This window comes from Paraburkholderia sp. RL17-373-BIF-A, from assembly GCF_046030175.1.
GTDB lineage: Bacteria > Pseudomonadota > Gammaproteobacteria > Burkholderiales > Burkholderiaceae > Paraburkholderia.
Window position 1 is genome coordinate 1 of record NZ_JARESO010000032.1, and the last position, 18,646, is coordinate 18,646.

At 64.0% G+C, this 18,646-nt stretch carries 17 protein-coding genes; 12 read left to right on the forward strand and 5 right to left on the reverse strand.

Going from position 1 to position 18,646, the window contains the following annotated elements:
* Positions 1–371 precede the first annotated feature (371 nt).
* From bioA to bioB, 4 genes are read left to right on the forward strand one after another with little or no spacing between them, the layout of a single operon-like run.
* Entirely contained in the window at positions 372–1,733 is a 1,362-nt protein-coding gene (bioA, locus tag P0D80_RS31185; protein WP_408289670.1) for an adenosylmethionine--8-amino-7-oxononanoate transaminase, read from the forward strand.
* Positions 1,733–2,917 carry an 8-amino-7-oxononanoate synthase gene (gene bioF, locus P0D80_RS31190; RefSeq protein WP_408180460.1) on the forward strand — a complete coding sequence of 395 codons (1,185 nt, stop codon included), beginning with the start codon at positions 1,733–1,735 and terminating at the stop codon, positions 2,915–2,917. Before bioA ends, bioF begins: the two co-directional genes overlap by 1 nt.
* Positions 2,914–3,645, forward strand: a complete 732-nt coding sequence (gene bioD, locus P0D80_RS31195) for a dethiobiotin synthase (RefSeq protein ID WP_408180459.1) — start codon at positions 2,914–2,916, stop codon at positions 3,643–3,645. The genes bioF and bioD overlap by 4 nt, the downstream gene beginning before the upstream one ends.
* Positions 3,646–3,679: 34 nt before the next feature.
* Positions 3,680–4,762 (forward strand): biotin synthase BioB, encoded by a 1,083-nt coding sequence (bioB, locus tag P0D80_RS31200; protein WP_408180458.1) that lies wholly within the window; start codon positions 3,680–3,682, stop codon positions 4,760–4,762.
* Between the two features lie 90 nt (positions 4,763–4,852).
* On the opposite strand, the gene P0D80_RS31205 is transcribed toward bioB, so the two are convergent.
* Together P0D80_RS31205 and P0D80_RS31210 are read right to left on the reverse strand one after the other, a co-directional pair.
* A complete protein-coding gene (locus P0D80_RS31205; RefSeq protein ID WP_408180457.1) occupies positions 4,853–5,878 on the reverse strand; it encodes a sulfate ABC transporter substrate-binding protein in 1,026 nt (341 codons plus the stop codon).
* A gap of 136 nt (positions 5,879–6,014) precedes the next feature.
* Positions 6,015–6,617: an RBBP9/YdeN family alpha/beta hydrolase gene (locus P0D80_RS31210; protein WP_408180456.1), complete on the reverse strand. Its 603-nt coding sequence runs from the start codon at positions 6,615–6,617 to the stop codon at positions 6,015–6,017.
* 349 nt (positions 6,618–6,966) lie between these two features.
* Between P0D80_RS31210 and P0D80_RS31215 the strand changes: the two genes are divergently transcribed.
* From P0D80_RS31215 to P0D80_RS31240, 6 genes are read left to right on the forward strand one after another with little or no spacing between them, the layout of a single operon-like run.
* Entirely contained in the window at positions 6,967–7,908 is a 942-nt protein-coding gene (locus tag P0D80_RS31215; protein ID WP_408180455.1) for a 2-hydroxyacid dehydrogenase, read from the forward strand.
* Positions 7,909–7,968: 60 nt separating this feature from the next.
* A complete protein-coding gene (locus P0D80_RS31220) occupies positions 7,969–8,895 on the forward strand; it encodes a hydroxymethylglutaryl-CoA lyase (protein WP_408180454.1) in 927 nt (308 codons plus the stop codon).
* Positions 8,896–8,949: 54 nt separating this feature from the next.
* Complete coding sequence (locus P0D80_RS31225; RefSeq protein ID WP_132376276.1) at positions 8,950–9,471, forward strand: YbaK/EbsC family protein; 522 nt, start codon at positions 8,950–8,952, stop codon at positions 9,469–9,471.
* A gap of 13 nt (positions 9,472–9,484) precedes the next feature.
* Positions 9,485–9,709: a DUF1289 domain-containing protein gene (locus P0D80_RS31230; RefSeq protein WP_408180465.1), complete on the forward strand. Its 225-nt coding sequence runs from the start codon at positions 9,485–9,487 to the stop codon at positions 9,707–9,709.
* A complete protein-coding gene (locus P0D80_RS31235; RefSeq protein WP_132376277.1) occupies positions 9,706–10,191 on the forward strand; it encodes a MaoC family dehydratase in 486 nt (161 codons plus the stop codon). Before P0D80_RS31230 ends, P0D80_RS31235 begins: the two co-directional genes overlap by 4 nt.
* A complete protein-coding gene (locus tag P0D80_RS31240; protein ID WP_408289679.1) occupies positions 10,188–11,108 on the forward strand; it encodes an MBL fold metallo-hydrolase in 921 nt (306 codons plus the stop codon). Before P0D80_RS31235 ends, P0D80_RS31240 begins: the two co-directional genes overlap by 4 nt.
* 317 nt (positions 11,109–11,425) lie before the next feature.
* On the opposite strand, the gene P0D80_RS31245 is transcribed toward P0D80_RS31240, so the two are convergent.
* The gene (locus P0D80_RS31245) at positions 11,426–12,325 is read right to left on the reverse strand and encodes a DMT family transporter (protein ID WP_408289681.1); all 900 of its coding nucleotides are present in this window, start codon (positions 12,323–12,325) and stop codon (positions 11,426–11,428) included.
* A 113-nt stretch (positions 12,326–12,438) separates the two neighbouring features.
* On the opposite strand from P0D80_RS31245, the gene P0D80_RS31250 reads away from it, so the two are divergent.
* On the forward strand, positions 12,439–12,909 hold the full coding sequence (locus P0D80_RS31250; protein ID WP_408289683.1) for an Lrp/AsnC family transcriptional regulator: 471 nt from the start codon (positions 12,439–12,441) through the stop codon (positions 12,907–12,909).
* A 53-nt stretch (positions 12,910–12,962) separates the two neighbouring features.
* Here P0D80_RS31250 and P0D80_RS31255 read toward each other — a convergent pair whose 3' ends face one another.
* Positions 12,963–13,853: an alpha/beta fold hydrolase gene (locus P0D80_RS31255; protein WP_408289686.1), complete on the reverse strand. Its 891-nt coding sequence runs from the start codon at positions 13,851–13,853 to the stop codon at positions 12,963–12,965.
* A gap of 281 nt (positions 13,854–14,134) precedes the next feature.
* On the opposite strand from P0D80_RS31255, the gene P0D80_RS31260 reads away from it, so the two are divergent.
* Positions 14,135–15,094, forward strand: coding sequence for an NAD(P)H-dependent flavin oxidoreductase (locus tag P0D80_RS31260; protein ID WP_132376282.1), 960 nt, complete (start codon positions 14,135–14,137; stop codon positions 15,092–15,094).
* Between the two features lie 105 nt (positions 15,095–15,199).
* Here the strand turns inward: P0D80_RS31260 and P0D80_RS31265 are convergent, their stop codons facing one another.
* A complete protein-coding gene (locus tag P0D80_RS31265) occupies positions 15,200–18,610 on the reverse strand; it encodes a methylmalonyl-CoA mutase family protein (RefSeq protein WP_408289690.1) in 3,411 nt (1,136 codons plus the stop codon).
* Between the last annotated feature and the right edge of the window lie 36 nt (positions 18,611–18,646).

The following is an 18,646-nucleotide window of genomic DNA, read 5'->3' on the forward strand; positions in this document are numbered from 1 at the left end:
CAATAGACCACCGTGAATTCAAGGAAAGGCCAACACCTCAGAGAACACAGACAAAAAAACACCCGCCGAGCAGGCACAAACCCCAAATCCCCGCCAGTAACTTGCAACTACTTTGCCGTCGTCAACTCCGCCGATCATTCACCTTCACGCAGAAACAGAAACCACCTGCTCCGAACATCGCCAAACCCCAGCCCCGCGGGCAAAAACCGCGCTCTCACCCCTAGTGCAGAGCACGAAATAAACCGCTAATCTCGACCCCGCAAGCCCGCCAAGGGCCGCGCCCAGCGCAGAAAAAAGTGCGCATGAGGCTCGAAAAGGCCCTAAAAAAGCCACGCCGCGCAGCGGCAAAAAAGCACCCCGTGGAGTACCCTTTGGAAAACCCAGCACCACCATCGCCAGCCCCCGAAGATTGGATCGCCCGCAGCCTCCGAGCCGTCTGGCACCCCTGCACGCAGATGAAGCACCACGAACGCCTGCCGCTGGTGCCCGTCGCGCGCGGTCAAGGCGCGTGGCTCTACGATCGCGCCGGTCATCGTTATCTGGATGCCATCAGCTCCTGGTGGGTCAACCTGTTCGGTCACGCCAATCCGCGCATCAACGCGGCACTGAAAGACCAACTCGACACGCTCGAACACGCCATGCTCGCCGGCTGCACGCACGAACCGGCCATCGAACTCGCGGAGCGGCTCAGCGCGCTCACGAACAACACGCTGGGCCACGCATTCTTCGCGTCGGATGGCGCGTCCGCCGTCGAAATCGCCCTGAAGATGAGCTTCCACTCGTGGCGCAATCGCGGTTTCGCCGATAAGCAGGAATTCGTGTGCGTCGCCAACAGCTATCACGGCGAAACCATCGGCGCGCTCGGCGTCACCGATGTCGCGCTCTTCAAGGACGCCTACGATCCGTTGATCCGCCACGCGCACGTCGTGGCATCACCCGACGCGCGCCTCGCGCAAGCCGACGAAACCGCCGCCGATGTCGCACGCCGTGCGCTCGATCACGTTCGCTCGCTGTTCGACGCACGCGCCACGAAAATCGCCGCGCTGATCGTCGAGCCGCTGGTGCAGTGCGCGGCCGGCATGGCCATGCACGACGCGTCGTATATCGCGGGATTGCGCGCCTTGTGCGATCAATACGGCGTGCATCTGATCGCCGATGAAATCGCCGTCGGCTGCGGACGCACCGGCACCTTCTTCGCATGCGAACAGGCCGGCATCTGGCCGGACTCTCTCTGTCTGTCGAAAGGCATCAGCGGCGGCTATCTGCCGCTCTCGATCGTGCTGTCCCGTGATGAAATTTTCGAAGCCTTCTATCACGACGACACCGCGCGCGGTTTCCTGCACTCGCATTCGTACACCGGCAACCCGCTCGCCTGCCGTGCGGCGCTCGCCACGCTCGATCTGTTCGCGAGCGACAACGTGCTCGCCGTCAACGCGCAAAAATCCGCGAAGCTGAAGGCCGCGCTCGCGCCGCTCGCCGAGCACAAGCAAGTCCGCAATTTGCGTCAGTGCGGCACGATCTTGGCGTTCGACGCCGTGATCGACGATGCTCAGCAAGCCAAAACATTCTCGCGCCGCTTCTTCAAAAACGCGTTGCAGCGCGAACTGCTTCTGCGCCCGATTTCGACCACGGTGTATCTGATGCCTCCTTATATCCTCGACGACGAAGAACTCGCGCTGCTCGCCTCGCGCACGCGCGAAACCTTCGAAGCCACGCTCGCGGAGACCCGCTGATGCACCTGCTCGACACGCTCACCGAAGGCCTGAAGGAAATCGACGCGCGCGGCCTGCGCCGTCGCCGCCGCACCGCCGACACACCGTGCGCCGCGCACATGACCGTGGACGGCCGCGAAATCATCGGCTTCGCCAGCAACGACTATCTGGGCCTCGCCGCGCATCCGCAGCTCATCGCGGCGATCGCGGAAGGCGCGCAACGTTATGGCGCGGGTAGCGGCGGCTCGCATCTGCTCGGCGGCCACTCGCGCGCGCATGCGCAACTCGAAGACGATCTCGCGGAATTCGCGGGCGGCTTCGTCGACAACGCGCGCGCGCTCTACTTCAGCACCGGCTATATGGCGAATCTCGCCACGCTCACCGCGCTCGCGGGCCGCGGCACGACGCTCTTCTCCGATGCGCTGAATCACGCGTCGCTGATCGACGGCGCGCGTCTGTCACGCGCCGACGTGCAGATCTACCCGCACTGCGATACAGAAGCGCTGAGTGCGATGCTGGAAGCCTCGGACGCCGACGTCAAGGTGATCGTCTCCGATACCGTCTTCAGCATGGACGGCGATATCGCGCCACTGCCGCGCCTGCTCGAACTCGCGGAGCAACACGGCGCGTGGCTGATCGTCGACGACGCGCACGGTTTCGGCGTGCTCGGCCCGCAAGGCCGCGGCGCGATCGCGCAAGCCGCGCTGCGCTCGCCAAACCTCATTTCGATCGGTACGCTCGGCAAGGCGGCCGGCGTCTCCGGCGCGTTCGTCACGGCGCATGAGACGGTGATCGAGTGGCTCGTGCAGCGCGCGCGCCCGTACATCTTCACCACGGCATCGGTGCCGGCCGCGGCGCACGCGGTGTCGGCGAGCCTGCGCATCATCGGTGGCGAGGAAGGCGACGCGCGGCGCGCGCATCTTCAGCAATTGATCGAACGCACGCGGGCCATGCTGAAGGCGACGCCGTGGCTGCCGGTCGACTCGCATACGGCCGTGCAACCGCTCATCATCGGCGCGAACGAAGCCACGCTCGACATCGCGGCCACGCTCGATCGCGCGGGTCTGTGGGTGCCGGCGATCCGTCCGCCGACCGTGCCCAGCGGCACGTCGCGTTTGCGTATCTCGCTATCGGCCGCGCACTCGCAAGCGGACCTCGACCGGCTCGAAGCAGGCTTGCAGCAACTCGGAGCGAAAGCGGCATGAGTGGCTCGAGTCAAAACGCACTGTCCTTATTCGTCACTGGCACCGATACGGAAATCGGCAAGACGTTCGTCTCGTCGGCGTTGTTGCGCGGCTTCGTCCGCGAAGGCCTGCAAGCCGCCGCGATGAAGCCGATCGCCGCCGGCGCATTCGAACTGAACGGCGTGCTGCACAACGAAGACGCGGATCAACTCGATGCCGCGTCGAACGTCCTGCTGCCGCCCGAAATGCGCACGCCCTATCTGCTGAAGGAACCGGCCGCGCCGCATATCGCGGCCGCGCTGGAAAACGTGACATTCGATCTCGACCATATCGTCGACTGTCATGCGCAAGCTCTCAAGCGCGCGGAGATCGTCGTGGTGGAAGGCGTCGGCGGCTTTCGTGTGCCGTTGACGGCCACTCAGGACACCGCCGATCTAGCCGTTGCCTTGAAGCTACCGGTCGTGCTGGTGGTCGGCATGCGGCTCGGCTGCATCAGCCATGCGTTGCTCACCGCCGAAGCAATCGCCGCGCGCGGGCTCACGCTCGCCGGCTGGGTCGCGAACCGCATCGATCCGGACATGACGTTCCCTGATGAAAACATCGCGTCGATCCGCGAGCATCTCGCCCGCGAATACGACGCGCCGCTGCTCGGCATCGTGCCGCATCTGAGTCCGGCTTCGTCCGAACTCGCAGCGGCGCAACTCGACATCAACCGGCTTTTGCAGACGCTGCGGCACACGCAGCGCTGAAAAACTCACACATCCATCCATGAGGATTGACGACATGACACAACTGAACATCGCTCCCACGGCTGCCGACACGGCAGTGGCAAACAACAATGCCAACGCCGCGGCAACCAAGCAGGTCGCGCGCTGGCGCGTCGCCGACATCGTCGCGTTGTACGAACTGCCGTTCAACGATCTGATGTTCAAGGCACAGCAAACCCATCGCGAGCATTTCGATGCGAACACCGTGCAACTGTCGACGCTGCTGTCGATCAAGACCGGCGGCTGCGAAGAAGATTGCGCGTACTGTCCGCAGTCGGTGCATCACGACACGGGCCTGCAAGCCGATAAGCTGATGCCGGTCGACGAAGTGCTCGCCGCCGCGAAAGTCGCCAAGGAAAACGGCGCGACGCGCTTCTGCATGGGCGCCGCGTGGCGCAATCCGAAAGACCGTCACCTCGAACCGATCAAGGACATGATTCGCGGCGTAAAGGCCATGGGTCTGGAAACCTGCGTGACGCTCGGCATGCTCGAAACGCATCAGGCGCAAGGACTGCGCGAAGCGGGCCTCGACTACTACAACCACAACCTCGATACGTCGCCGGAATTCTACGGGCAGATCATTTCGACGCGCACGTATCAGGATCGCCTCGACACGCTCGAACGCGTGCGCGATGCAGGCATCAACGTGTGCTGCGGCGGGATTGTCGGCCTGGGTGAATCGCGCCGTGAGCGCGCCGGCCTGATCGCGCAACTGGCGAACATGGAGCCGTATCCGGAATCGGTGCCTATCAATAATCTGGTGCAGGTGGAAGGCACGCCGCTGACCGGCACCGAAGCGATCGACCCGTTTGAATTCGTGCGCACGATCGCGGTTGCGCGCATCACCATGCCGCGCGCGATGGTGCGTTTGTCGGCCGGACGCGAGCAGATGGACGAAGCGCTGCAGGCATTGTGCTTCCTCGCTGGCGCGAATTCGATTTTTTACGGCGATCAGTTGCTGACCACCAGCAACCCGCAAGCAGAAGCGGACCGCAAGCTGCTCGAACGTCTTGGCATTCGCGCCGAGGCCGCGCAACAGATGCCACTCGATCAAAGCGGCTGCGAGCATGGCTGCGATAAACACGCTGCGCCGAACTGAGCGTTTGTATCGCGTGAGATAAAGCACGCGCAATAAAAAAGGCTGCCTCGTTTTTGAGGCAGCCTTTTTACTTACTACACGACTAAAGCTTTACTTCTTGTCGACGATAATCTGATCAAACGTCCCGCCATCGGAGAAATGCGTTTGCTGCGCTTTCTGCCAGCTACCGAACATCTCTTCCACCGTGAACGTCTTGATCGGCTTGAACTCCGCCGCATGCTTCGCGAGCACGGTCTTGTCACGCGGACGCAGATGATGCTGCGCGATGATGTCCTGCGCGGCCGGCGACCACAGATAGTCGAGATACGCCTGCGCTTCCTTGCGCGTTCCGCGCTTGTCGACCACCTTGTCGACGATCGACACCGGCGGCGCCGCCAGCAAGCTCACCGACGGATACACCGCCTCGAAATTGCCCCCGCCCACGCCCGTGTCCATCAGCGCCACTTCGTTTTCGAAAGTCACCAGCACGTCGCCGATGCCGCGTTGCGTGAACGTGGTCGTCGCGCCGCGGCCGCCCGTGTCGAGCACCGGCACGTTCTTGAAGATCTCTTTTTCGAAATCGAGCGCCTGCGCGTCGGTGCCGCCATGCTGCTTGCGATAACCCCATGCGGCGAGATACGAGTAGCGTCCGTTGCCCGATGTCTTCGGATTCGCGATGATCACCTGCACGCCCGGCTTGGCGAGATCGTCCCAGTCCTTGATATGCTTCGGATTGCCCTTGCGTACCAGGAACACCATCGTCGTGGTGTACGGCGCGCTGTCGTCCGGCAGACGCGCGCGCCAGTTGGCCGGCACCAGTTGGCCTTTCTCGGCGAGCAGGTCGATGTCGTTCGGCTGGTTCATCGTCACCACGTCGGCCTGCAGGCCTTGCAGCACCGACAGCGCCTGCGCGCTCGATGCGCCGTGCGACTGGCGGATCGACACGTTCTCGCCGCTCTTCTGCTTATACGCCGCGATGAAGCCGGCGTTGATGTCCTTGTACAGCTCGCGCGTCACGTCGTACGACACGTTGAGCAGCGATGTATCCGCGTGCGCCGTCGACATGCCCGCCAGCGCGAGCGTGATTGCCGTCATGCCGGCTGCCAGCCAGCGCGATGTCCCCGTCTTGCCTGCCATCTTGTCCCCGCCTATCGATGATGAAAACCAGTGGCCGCACGAACGTGCAGCGTGAAGCGGGATTCTAACGGATCGCTTACTTGGCCAGCCGTCCGTTCGCGCGTGACTCGATGCGCGAACGCCGCGGCCCAATCACTCACACGAACGCGTGCTGTGCGGCCTCGAACGGCTCCTCGCGAAAACGCAGCGGCGCCGCGCAGTGCACCAGCGTATCGACGAAATACTTGGCGCGCGGCCACGGACCGAAACCGGCCGCGGTGTTGATATGCCCCGCGTCGCCGAGATTGACGAACGCGCTGCCGAAACGCTGCGCGAGATCGCGCGAACCGGCGAGCGGCATCCACGGATCGGTTTCGCTGCCGATCATAATCGAGGGCACGCCGAGACGCCGCGCGTCGAACGGTCCCGCGAAGGCGAATTTCTGCGGACTCGCGGGCGCGACGAACAGCACGCCGACCACGTCGTTCGCATATGAGGCCTGCTGCAACGCATGCGCAGTCGCGAGGCAACCGAAGCTATGCGCGGCCAGCACGAATGGCCCGCGTTCGCGCGCCAGCAGATCGCGCAGCGATTTCGACCACAGCGCGAGGTCCGGCGCGTCCCAGTCGGCTTGCTCGACGCGCAGCGAGCGCGCGAACTGCCGCTCCAGCCAGCTCTGCCAGTGCGCGCCCTCGCTGCCGTGCAAACCGGGAACGGTGACGAGCCGCGGCGGCCATGTCGATTTGGTGCATGAAAGCATGTGTGTGCCTCGCTGCGGGAATCCGGGTAATGATTGTCCCGCCGGGCGCCGCGCGGACGAACCAAGTTTTTGTGCTTTGGTTATCGGGCAAATGAGCGAGCAAATGCGAGGATAAATGCGCAGGCAAAGGCGCCGCCACCTATGGGCCGCGCGGCGGAAAACTCACCACCGAACCGCACGCCCGTACGCAAACGCGCGCGATTCGCGTTGAAAAAGTAGAATGAAGCCTATCCATAAAAGGAGGAGGCCTCATGCCGCAAGCGTCGTCCGCAACGCCGCAGCCGTCGCGCCGGTCATGCCGTGGCTTCTTCGTCACTCGACCCGAACTCGCAGGCGCCTTCCGCACCGTATGAAAATCCTCTTCTACATGCCGCATGCCGACGCCGCAGTGTGGCTGCACGACTTCGCCCGCGCCCTGCCGGACGCCGATCTGCGTGAATGGCAGCCTGGCGACAGCGCGCCGGCCGACTTCGCGGTCGTGTGGCGTCCCCCGCGTGAGATGCTGGCCGGCCGCGACGATCTGCGCGCGATCTTCAATCTCGGCGCGGGCGTCGATGCGATCCTCGCGCTCGAACACGAACAGCCCGGCACGTTGCCGTGCAACGCGCAGTTGATCCGTCTCGAAGACACCGGCATGGCGCTGCAAATGGCCGAGTATGTGACGCACGCGGTGCTGCGCTACCTGCGCCGTTTCGACGAGTATCAGACGCTGCAGAACGAGCGCCGCTGGGAAGTGCTCGAACCGCACCCGCGCGACACCTTCACGGTCGGCGTGCTGGGACTCGGCGTGCTCGGCGCGCATGTCGCACAAGCGCTCGCGGCGTTCGGTATGCCGGTGCGCGGCTACAGCCGCAGCCCGCGGCAGATCGACGGCATCACGACGTTCGCCGGCGAAGCCCAATTCGACGCGTTTCTCGACGGCGTGAAAGTGCTGGTCAATCTGCTGCCGCATACTCCGGAGACGAGCGATGTGCTGAACGCGCGCACCTTCGCGAAGCTCGCGCACGGCGCGTATCTGATCAACGTGGCGCGCGGCGGCCATCTGGTCGAACAGGATTTGCTCGACGCGCTCGCGAGCGGGCAGCTCACCGCCGCCACGCTCGACGTGTTCCGCGAGGAACCATTGCCACCGGATCATCTGTTCTGGCAGGAGCCGCGCATCACGATCACGCCGCACGTGTCCGCGCTGACGTTGCGCGAAGAAAGCGTCGCCCAGGTCGCGCGGAAGATCACCGCGCTCGTGCGCGGCGACACGGTCAGCGGCGTGGTGAATATCGAACGTGGATACTGAACCCATCGAATCCCATTGAAGGAGCGCCGCCACGCGCGGCGTCGACATAGGAGACACATCATGGCCCTACCCCAGCAAGTGAAAATCGTCGAAGTCGGTCCGCGTGACGGACTGCAGAACGAAAAAGAGTTCGTCCCTACCGCGACCAAGATCGAGTTGATCAACCGTTTGTCGGCCGCGGGCTTCCGCAACGTCGAGGCCGCTTCGTTCGTGTCGCCGAAATGGGTGCCGCAGATGGCCGACGGCGCCGACGTGATGGCCGGCATCGAACGGCGTCCCGGCACGATCTACTCGGTGCTGACACCGAACCTGCGCGGTTTCGAGGGCGCGCTCGCCGCGCGTGCCGACGAGATCGTGATCTTCGGCGCGGCCAGCGAAGCGTTTTCGCAGAAGAACATCAACTGCAGCATCGCGGAAAGCATCGACCGGTTCGCGCCTGTCGCGCAGGCGGCGAAGGAACACGGCCTGCGGATTCGCGGCAGCGTGTCGTGCGCGTTGGGCTGTCCGTATCAGGGCGAAGTGCCGGTCGCGTCAGTAGTGGATGTGGTCCAGCGTTTCGCGGCGCTCGGCTGCGACGAGATCGATATCGCCGACACGATCGGCGTCGGCACGCCGAAGCGCACGCGCGAAGTGTTCGAGGCGGTCACCCAGGTATTTCCGCGCGAGCGTCTATCCGGCCACTTCCACGACACTTATGGTCAGGCGCTCGCCAACATCTACGCGGCGTTGCAGGAAGGCATCGAGATTTATCACGCGTCGGTGGCGGGCCTCGGCGGCTGTCCGTATGCGAAGGGCGCGACCGGCAACGTTGCGACCGAAGACGTGCTGTATCTGATGAACGGCCTCGGCATCGAGACCGGCATCGACCTCGCGCAAGTCGTGGCGATCGGCGATTTCATCTCGACGTCGATCGGTAAGCCCAATGTCTCGCGCGCCGGTAAAGCGCTGCTCGCCAAAGCGCGCAGCGAAGCGGCCAACTGCGTCTGACGTTGGCTCGACGCGTTGGCTGAACACTCATGCAATCAATCAGGACCTGAAACGATGACGGACCACGCTTCTCTCGAATCCGACGATCTCACCGCGCTGCCCGACTCGGCACGCCGAGTCGCGCTGCTATTGCGCGAACGCGGTCACGCGGGCCGGATCGTGATGCTGCCGGAAACCGGCAAGACCTCCGCCGAAGCCGCGGCAGGCCTCGGCTGCTCGGTCGCGCAGATCGCCAAGTCGATCCTGTTTCGCCGCCGTGAAGACGACGTGCCGGTATTAGTGATCGCGAGCGGCGCGAATCGCGTCGACGAAAAGAAGGTCGCCGCGCAGGTCGGCGACATCGGCCGGGCGGACGCGAAGTTCGTCCGCGAAAAAACCGGCTATGCGATCGGCGGCGTTTGCCCGATCGGTCATGCGACCGAGCCGGTCACGCTGATCGACGCGGATCTGCTCGAACTAGACAGTCTGTGGGCTGCCGCGGGTCATCCGCATGCGGTGTTCAATCTGACGGCGCAGGAACTGATCGCGCTGACGGGCGCGCCGGTGATCGACGTGGCGCTGCGCGAGACGGCGTGACGCGATGACGATGATGACAGCAGGTCCCAATAACGAAGACGACCACGCCGTGCCGTCGCCATGCATCAACGTATGCAGGATGGACGCGTCGACCGGCTGGTGCGAAGGATGCCTGCGCACCATCGACGAAATCGCCGGCTGGTCTTTGTTCGACGACGACGCGAAGCGCGCGGTCTGGGACGCAATCGAGGCGCGCCACGCGGAGTTCGTCGCGAGCCAGCCGAAGGTGCGGCGATGAACGCCGCGCCACGCATCGTCACGGTTGGCGAAACGTTCAGTTCGACGTTGGCGCTATCGGCGGAGTCGGTGAAATCGTTCGCTGCGCTCGTCAACGACTACAACCCGCTGCATCACGATGAAGCGTATGCCGCGCAAAGCCGCTTCGGCGGCCTGATCGCGTCCGGCACGCAACCGACCGCACATTTCATGGCGCTGCTCGCGACGCATTACTCGACCTACGCGCAACCGCTCGGTCTGGAGTTCGATATCAAGCTGAAGAAAGCCGTCCATGCGAACGACACGCTCACGATCACCTGGCGCGTGAAGCATGCTTACTGGAAGCCGAGCCTGAACGGCGATCTGACGCATCTCGAAGGCTCGGTCGTGAATCAGCGTGGCGAGACCATGCTGGTCGGATCGTCGACGATTCTCGTGATGCCGAAACCCGAAGCGTCCGCGAATGCGGACGCTGAGGCTAACGCAGCGCCCAACTCGCCATGATCGCGCTGCCGGAATCGATTCGGGTTTTCGAGCGCGGCTGGCTCTCGTCGAACAACGTGCTGCTGGTGGGCGACGCCTGCGCCGCGCTCGTCGATACCGGCTATGCCACGCACGCGCCGCAAACGCTCGCCTTGGTGCGGCAAGCACTCGGCGCGCGGCCGCTCGATCTGATCGTCAACACGCATCTGCATTCGGATCACTGCGGCGGCAACGCGCTTTTGCAGGCGACGTGGCCGTGCCGCACCGTCATTCCGGCCTCGGAAGCCGGCGCCGTGCAGGATTGGGACGAAGCGCGCCTGACGTTTCGCGCCACCGGCCAGACCTGCGAGCGCTTCACCTTCACCGGGACGATCGCGCCCGGCGCGCAGTTGCGGCTCGGCGCGCTCAACTGGGACGTGCTCGGCGCACCCGGCCACGATCCGCATTCGCTGATGCTGTACTGCGCGAGCGAACGCATCCTGATCAGCGCGGACGCGCTCTGGGAAAACGGTTTCGGCGTGATCTTTCCCGAGCTGGAAGGCGAAAGCGGTTTCGCCGAGGAGCAAGCCGTGCTGGAAGCCATTGCGAGGCTCGACGTGCGCCTCGTGATCCCCGGCCATGGCTCACCCTTCACGAATGTCGAACAGGCGCTTGAACGCGCGTTTTCGCGTGTTGCGTGGCTGCGCGCCGATCCGGCACGCAATGCAAAGAATGCGCTGAAGGTGCTGATCGTGTTCAAGCTGCTCGAAGTCCGTGCAATGGGCTTCGACACGTTACTGCAAATGCTCGACGACGCCAGTGTGATGCGCGCCGCCGCGTCGATGCTCAAGCCGCGCGGCGAGTGGCCCGCGCTGGTGCGAGGGATCGTCGAAGAGCTGGCGGGGAAGAATGGACCGCTGGAAGTGGATGGAGCGCGCATCGTCGCGCGTGCGGCCTGACGCGCCGCCGCTGACACAGGCACGCTAGATACCGTCGCTACAAAAAGAAAGCCGCTCGACCAATACAGGCGAGCGGCGGAAATTCTGTCGGACGTGATCAGCGTCAAGACGCATGATACGCGTGCCTGTTTTTTGACCGCATCGGTGATTTCCCTACAGAAGTTTGACGCCTGCTTTTAAAGCTGCATACACGTCACGTGACGAGGCCCCGCAGTCGCGTATCTTTCGAATCATTAGTCCGCGGATATGAACAATCTGCGCATCCGGTTACTCTGGAATCCGTAGCATTGTGATTGATCGCAACGGCGCGACGCCCGTCAGGTCGACGACAGGCGCTTTTGCGGCACGATCCGCCAGCCGAGATTGACGCCGGCCGCGGCCACCAGAATCAGCACTGCGCCGAGCACCTGAATCCACGCGAGCGTTTGTCCGAACGCAACCCGGTCGACGATGATCGCCACCACCGGATAGATGAACGAGAGCACGCCTGTCATCGAAGTCGGCAGCTTCTGGATCGCGCCGTACAGCAGCACGTACATGAGGCCGGTATTGACGATGCCGAGCACGATCAGTTCGAGCCATTGCACGCCGGTTGTGGGCAACGCGTCAAAGCGCACGAACGGCGCGAGCATCAGCACGCCGAGCGACACCTGGATCAACGCGATCAGATGCGGCGGCGTGCCCTTGAGCCGCTTCGTAATGATCGACGACACCGCATACATCGCCGCCGCGCCCACCGCGTACGCGACGCCGACCAGATATTGCCCCGGCACCGCCAACACCGCCGGCTCGACCTTCACGACGAACACGAGACCGATGAACGCGACCACCAGCCAGGCCACCGTCGACGCGCTGATGCGCTCGCGGAACACCAACGCGCCCAGCGCCACCAGCATGAACGGCTGTGTGTTGTAGACGGCCGTCGCCATCGAGATCGACGCGCGCGAATACGCGGCGAACAGCAACACCCAGTTGATGACGATCGCCGCGCCGCCGAGCAACGCGAGGCCGAGCATCTTCCACGAGAAGAGCCGGCGCCGGAACAGCCCCAGCACGGCGCACACGAGCGCGAGCGTCGCTCCGCCGAAAATGCAGCGGAAGAACACCACATTGAACGGGCTTTGCTGCGACGACACCACCAGCCAGCCGATGGTGCCGGACATCAGCATCGCCATGGTCATTTCCGCGGCTCCGCGGCGGATTTCATTTGACGCCATGATTCGATCCTCGATTGATCCCTGCATGACGAGCAGTGTAATTAATCCGATCGTCCGAATACATGGCTAAACTTAAGTATTCACGCGATGCAGTCTAATAATCGAAGGCCGTCATGACCAAACGCCTTACTCCTCCAACACCCGCCCTGCTCGACGATACGGACCGGGCGCTCCTCGCCGCGCTCGCGGAAGACGCGCGTCAGCCGGTCAGCGAACTGGCGCGTCAGGTCGGCCTGTCGGCGCCGAGCACGGCGGAGCGCGTGCGCAGGCTCGAAGCGCAAGGCGTGATCGAGCGCTTCACGGTGCAGATCGATCCGCGCGCGCTCGGCTACACGCTGCAGGCCATCGTGCGCGTGAAGCCGTTGCCCGGTCAGTTGCATCTGGTGGAAGAGGTGATCCGGCGGATTCCGGAGTTCGTCGAATGCGACAAGGTGACGGGCGACGATTGCTTCATCTGCCGCCTGTATCTCCATTCGATCGAACAGCTCGACGCAATTCTGTCGAAAGTCACCGAGCGCGCGGAAACCAGCACCGCGATCGTCAAGTCGACGCCGGTCGCGCGCCGCTTGCCGCCGCTCGGTTGAGCTACGCGCGGGCGCGGCTTCGCGTATGAGCAAACCGGAACGGACGGAAAGGCCTACTGTTCGACCGCTTCAAAGAAAGACAGCATTTCGGCGACCAGTTCGTCCGACGCTTCTTCAGGTATGTAGTGGCCGCAAGACAGCGCGCGGCCACTCACGTCACGCGCCACGTGACGCCATTCCGCCAGCGCGTCGAAGCACTTCTCGATCACGCCCTTGTCGCCCCACAGCACGCGCAGCGGACAGCCGATCTTGTGACCGCGCTCGATGTCGGCACGATCGTGTTCCAGGTCGATGCTCGCCGACGCGCGGTAGTCCTCGCACATCGCGTGCACCGCGCCCGGTTGCGCGAGGGCCGAGCGATAGGCGTCGAGCGCGGCGGGCTCGAACGGCGCCAGGCCCGCGTGACGGCTGCCCATCACCGCGTCGACATATGCCGCCGGATTCGCGCCGATCAGCGTTTCGGGCAGCGGCTCCGGCTGGATCAGGAAGAACCAGTGGAAGTAGTGCGTCGCAAAGGTGCGGTCGGTGGCCTCGTACATGGCGAGCGTCGGCGCGATGTCGAGCAGCATCAGACGCTCGACGGCATCGGCATGATCGAGCGCCATGCGATGCGCGACGCGCGCGCCGCGATCGTGCGCGCACACGAGAAAACGTTCGAAGCCGAAATGGCGCATCACGGCGACCTGATCGGCCGCCATCACGCGCTTGGAATACGGCGTGTGCGCGGCGTCGCTCGGCGGCTTGCCCGATGCGCCGTAGCCGCGCAAGTCAGTGGCGATCACCGTGAAATGCTGCGCCAGTTGCGCGGCGCACTCTTGCCAGATCAGATGCGACTGCGGATGACCGTGCAGCAACAGAAGAGGCGGCCCCGCCCCGCCCTTCACTCCGAAAATATCGACATCGCCCACGGCGACGCGAAAGGGCGTGAAATCCTCGAAGGCCATGACGTCTCTCTCGTGATTTTGGAGTCCCTGCATTGTAAAAGCCCAATGTGTCCACGCGAGGTGGGATAGCCCACGCAAACATAGAACCTGAACACTCCTTCCAACTGTTCCAAACGACCCAACCGAACGCGTACGCCGCGCTTCGCCTATAATCGAACGATCGTTCTTAAATTTTCGGATGGCTGCGGCTGGCAAAAGCGCCGCAAGCCATGTGCCGCTAAACTCAGTCATCGCCGGCGCGCAACGACGCACCGGCTCGCTTAAATCAGGAGACTCGCACTATGGCATTGCCCGCCGTCCTGCAAAAACTTGCGCTGCCCGTCGTCGCTTCGCCGATGTTCATCGTCAGTTACCCAGAGCTCGTGTTGGCTCAATGTAAGGCTGGGATCGTCGGCTCGTTCCCCGCGCTGAATGCCCGCCCGGCCGAACTGCTCGATGAATGGCTCACGCAGATTCAGGCGCAGCTCGCGGAGCACAAGGCGGCCAACCCCGAGGCGGTCATCGGGCCGATCGCCGTCAACCAGATCGTCCATCAGTCGAATACGCGGCTCGAACACGACGTGCGCGTGTGCGTCGAACACAAGGTGCCGATTTTCATCACGAGCCTGCGGGCGCCGGCGCGGGAAATCGTCGATGCGGTGCATAGCTACGGCGGCATCGTGCTGCATGACGTGATCAATCTGCGCCATGCGCAAAAGGCGCTGGAAGCAGGCGTCGACGGACTGATCCTGGTGGCGTCCGGTGCGGGCGGCCATGCCGGCACGACCTCGCCCTTCGCGCTGGTCGGCGAAGTGCGGCGCATGTTCGACGGCCCGATCGTGCTGTCGGGCTCGATCGCCAACGGCGGCTCGATTCTCGCGGCGCAGGCCATGGGCGCGGACCTCGCCTATATGGGCACGCGCTTCATCGCGACCAAGGAAGCTCACGCTGTCGACAGCTACAAACAGGCGATCGTCAACTCCACGGCGTCGGACATCATCTACACGAACCTGTTCACCGGCGTGCATGGCAACTACATTCGCGAAAGTATCCTGAACGCGGGGCTGGACCCGGACGCGCTGCCGGAATCGGACAAGACCAAGATGAACTTCGGCAGCGACAAGGCGAAGGCGTGGAAAGACATCTGGGGCGCAGGCCAAGGCGTCGGCCTGATGGACGACGTGCCGAGCGTGAGCGAGCTGGTGCGGCGTTTGACGAAGGAATATGACGATGCGAAGGCGCGGCTGGGCATCGCGCGCTGAGCATCATGTTGGAGCGCCTCGGGTGAGGTGCCGGCGTTAAGCGGTTTCGTATGCTGCGGCTTGGCTTCACGCCAAGCCGCAGCAGCGATCGCCACGCAGCAGGGCTTACATATTGCGGCGGTACTGCCCGCCCACTTCAAACAACGCGTGCGTGATCTGCCCGAGCGAGCAGACACGCACGACGTCCATCAGCACCGCGAACACGTTTTCATCGTCGATCACCGCGCGCTTCAGGCGTTCGAGCGCGGCGGGCGCCGCGTCGCAATGCTGCGCCTGGAACGCGCGCAGACGTTGCAACTGACCTTGCTTTTCATCGTCGGTGGAACGGGCCAGCGCGATCGGCTGCGGCGCCTCGTGCGGATGCGCGCTCAAAAACGTATTCACGCCGACGATCGGATACGAGCCGTCATGCTTGCGATGCTCGTACAGCATCGACTCGTCCTGGATGCGCCCGCGCTGATAGCCGGTTTCCATCGCGCCGAGCACGCCGCCGCGCTCGGTCAGCCGGTCGAATTCGGCGAGCACCGCCGCTTCCACCAAATCGGTCAGTTCCTCGATCACGAAGCTGCCCTGGTTCGGATTCTGATTCTTCGCAAGCCCCCATTCACGGTTGATGATCAACTGGATCGCCACTGCGCGGCGCACCGAATCCTCGGTGGGCGTGGTGATCGCTTCGTCGAAGGCGTTCGTGTGCAGCGAGTTGCAGTTGTCGTAGATCGCAATCAGCGCCTGCAACGTGGTGCGGATATCGTTGAAGTCGATCTCCTGCGCGTGCAGGCTGCGGCCCGAAGTCTGCACGTGATACTTGAGCTTCTGGCTGCGTTCGTTCGCGCCGTAGCGCTCACGCATGGCAACGGCCCAGATGCGTCGCGCGACGCGGCCCAGCACCGCGTACTCCGGGTCCATGCCGTTCGAAAAGAAGAACGACAGATTCGGTGCGAAGTCGTCGATCGACATGCCGCGGGCCAGATAGGCCTCGACATAGGTGAAGCCATTCGCGAGCGTGTAGGCAAGTTGCGAGATCGGGTTCGCGCCGGCTTCGGCAATGTGATAGCCGGAGATCGACACCGAATAGAAATTGCGCACGCCGTGCTCGACGAAGTACGCCTGAATATCGCCCATCACTTTCAGGCTGAATTCGGTCGAGAAGATGCACGTGTTCTGGCCTTGGTCTTCCTTGAGGATGTCGGCCTGCACGGTGCCGCGCACGTTTTCCAGCGCCGTGCGGCGCGTCGCGGCGAGTTCGTCGTCCGTGAGCGGGCGGCCTTGCTGCTGCGTCATGCGCGCAATCTGCTGATCGATCGCGACGTTGAAGAACATCGCGAGGATGGTCGGCGCGGGCCCGTTGATCGTCATCGAGACCGAGGTTTCCGGCGCGCAGAGGTCGAAGCCGTCGTAAAGCGTCTTCATGTCGTCGAGCGTCGCTACTGAGACGCCCGAATTGCCCACCTTGCCGTAGATGTCGGGGCGCTCGTCCGGTTCTTCGCCGTAGAGCGTGACCGAGTCGAAGGCGGTCGACAGACGTTTGGCCGGCATGCCTTCTGAGAGCAGCTTGAAGCGGCGGTTGGTGCGTTGCGGATCGCCTTCGCCGGCGAACATCCGCGTCGGGTCTTCGTTTTCGCGGCGGAATGGGAACACGCCCGCGGTGAAGGGAAAGTAGCCGGGCAGATTGTCGAGCATCAGCCAGCGCAGAATCTCGCCGTGATCGACGAACTTCGGCAGGGAGACTTTGCGGACCTCGGAGCCGGACAGCGTCGTGACGGTGAGCGCGGTGTGGATCTCGCGGTCGCGGATTCGGACGATGTGTTCGGCGCCTGAGTAGGCAGCGACGGTTTGTGGCCAGGCGTCCAGCAGGGCGCGCTCGCGTTCGCCGAGAGAGGTGGTGCGTTGGGTGATGAGAGCGTCGAGTTGCTGAAGCGACGGATTGGCGCCAACGCCTTCTGTGTTTGCCACTGAACCTGCAATTGAGTTCGCCGACGTGTTTGCGCCGGCGTCCGGGTTCGCAACCGCCCTTGCAGCCGCATCCACCTCGCCCATCATCCGACGCGCCTCGACAAGTTGCCAACGCTCACGCGCCACGCGCGCTTGCGCGTCGGCTCGCTCGCGATAAGCGTGAACTGTCTGCGCGACATCCGCCAGATAGCGCACTCGCGCCGGCGGCACGATGGCGTTGCGGTCGCTCGAAAAGCGCAGACCTTCGGGCGCGGCCAGCCGGTCGCCGCCAGCGCGCAAGCCGTGCTTGCGCAGCGCCTCGGCGACGTGCCGGTAGAGCGCGGTCACGCCGTCGTCGTTAAAGCGCGAGGCGATCGTGCCGAACACCGGCATCGCTTCCGGCGACTTCGCGAAGTCGCCGCGATTGCGCTGCACCTGCTTGGCGACGTCGCGCAACGCGTCCGGCGCGCCCTTGCGATCGAACTTGTTGATCGCGACGAAGCCGGCGAAGTCGAGCATGTCGATCTTCTCCAACTGGCTCGCTGCGCCGAACTCCGGCGTCATCACATACAGCGATTCGTCGACGAACGGCACGATCGCCGCATTGCCCTGGCCGATGCCGGATGTTTCGACGACGATCAGATCGAAGCCCGCCGCCTTGCACAGCATCAGCGCGTCGGGCAGCGAGTCGGAGATTTCGCTCGATGCCTCGCGCGTCGCCATCGAACGCATATACACGCGCGCGCCGCCGCCCCAGTCGCCGATGGCGTTCATGCGGATGCGGTCGCCCAGCAGCGCGCCGCCGGACTTGCGGCGCGATGGGTCAATGGCGAGCACGGCGATGGTGAGAGCGTCGCCGTAGTCGAGGCGAAAGCGCCGGATCAGTTCGTCGGTGAGCGAGGATTTGCCGGCGCCGCCGGTTCCGGTGATGCCAAGGATGGGGGTTGTGGCTGCTTTGGCCTGCGCGGACAGTTTTTCGCGGGCGGATGCGTCGATAGCGCCTGCTTCGAATGCGCTGATGAGTTGCGCGAGGCGGCGGAAGGTGAGGGATGCTGGGTCGGCCGCGTTAGCCGTGTCGGCAATGGTGGGCGCGTTGGCGACATCGGCGGCGCTGACGCGCGCGCCTTCGGCGCAGCGCGCGATCATATCGTCGATCATGCCTTGCAGACCAAGCCGTTGCCCGTCCTGCGGCGAATAGATCTTCTCGACGCCGTAACGCTCGAGTTCTGCAATTTCCTCAGGGACGATCACCCCACCGCCTCCACCGAACACCTTGATGCGCTCGCCGCCACGCGTCCGCAGCAAGTCGACCAGATAGCGGAAGTATTCGTTATGGCCGCCCTGGTAGCTGGACACGGCGACGCCATCGGCGTCCTCGTGCAGCGCGGCGGTGGCGACTTCATCGACGGAGCGGTTGTGGCCGAGGTGGATCACCTCGACGCCGCTCGCCTGCAGAATGCGCCGCATGATGTTGATCGACGCATCGTGGCCATCGAACAAAGCGGCCGCCGTGACAAAGCGCAGGCGCCGGCCCGCGGGCAGCTTGTGGCTGCCGGCGCGCTGCGGCGTGGACAGATCGGTCATGTCTCCCCCAGATCGTTCGCGTATGGGTGTTGCCAA

What these genes read in the sequence shown, in the direction of transcription:
- bioF (WP_408180460.1), top strand. Translation starts at nt 1,733, where the DNA reads ATGCACCTGCTCGACACGCTCACCGAAGGCCTGAAGGAAATCGACGCG.
- bioD (WP_408180459.1), top strand. Translation starts at nt 2,914, where the DNA reads ATGAGTGGCTCGAGTCAAAACGCACTGTCCTTATTCGTCACTGGCACC.
- bioB (WP_408180458.1), top strand. Translation starts at nt 3,680, where the DNA reads ATGACACAACTGAACATCGCTCCCACGGCTGCCGACACGGCAGTGGCA.
- P0D80_RS31205 (WP_408180457.1), bottom strand. Translation starts at nt 5,878, where the DNA reads ATGGCAGGCAAGACGGGGACATCGCGCTGGCTGGCAGCCGGCATGACG.
- P0D80_RS31210 (WP_408180456.1), bottom strand. Translation starts at nt 6,617, where the DNA reads ATGCTTTCATGCACCAAATCGACATGGCCGCCGCGGCTCGTCACCGTT.
- P0D80_RS31215 (WP_408180455.1), top strand. Translation starts at nt 6,967, where the DNA reads ATGAAAATCCTCTTCTACATGCCGCATGCCGACGCCGCAGTGTGGCTG.
- P0D80_RS31220 (WP_408180454.1), top strand. Translation starts at nt 7,969, where the DNA reads ATGGCCCTACCCCAGCAAGTGAAAATCGTCGAAGTCGGTCCGCGTGAC.
- P0D80_RS31225 (WP_132376276.1), top strand. Translation starts at nt 8,950, where the DNA reads ATGACGGACCACGCTTCTCTCGAATCCGACGATCTCACCGCGCTGCCC.
- P0D80_RS31230 (WP_408180465.1), top strand. Translation starts at nt 9,485, where the DNA reads ATGACAGCAGGTCCCAATAACGAAGACGACCACGCCGTGCCGTCGCCA.
- P0D80_RS31235 (WP_132376277.1), top strand. Translation starts at nt 9,706, where the DNA reads ATGAACGCCGCGCCACGCATCGTCACGGTTGGCGAAACGTTCAGTTCG.
- P0D80_RS31240 (WP_408289679.1), top strand. Translation starts at nt 10,188, where the DNA reads ATGATCGCGCTGCCGGAATCGATTCGGGTTTTCGAGCGCGGCTGGCTC.
- P0D80_RS31245 (WP_408289681.1), bottom strand. Translation starts at nt 12,325, where the DNA reads ATGGCGTCAAATGAAATCCGCCGCGGAGCCGCGGAAATGACCATGGCG.
- P0D80_RS31250 (WP_408289683.1), top strand. Translation starts at nt 12,439, where the DNA reads ATGACCAAACGCCTTACTCCTCCAACACCCGCCCTGCTCGACGATACG.
- P0D80_RS31255 (WP_408289686.1), bottom strand. Translation starts at nt 13,853, where the DNA reads ATGGCCTTCGAGGATTTCACGCCCTTTCGCGTCGCCGTGGGCGATGTC.
- P0D80_RS31260 (WP_132376282.1), top strand. Translation starts at nt 14,135, where the DNA reads ATGGCATTGCCCGCCGTCCTGCAAAAACTTGCGCTGCCCGTCGTCGCT.
- P0D80_RS31265 (WP_408289690.1), bottom strand. Translation starts at nt 18,610, where the DNA reads ATGACCGATCTGTCCACGCCGCAGCGCGCCGGCAGCCACAAGCTGCCC.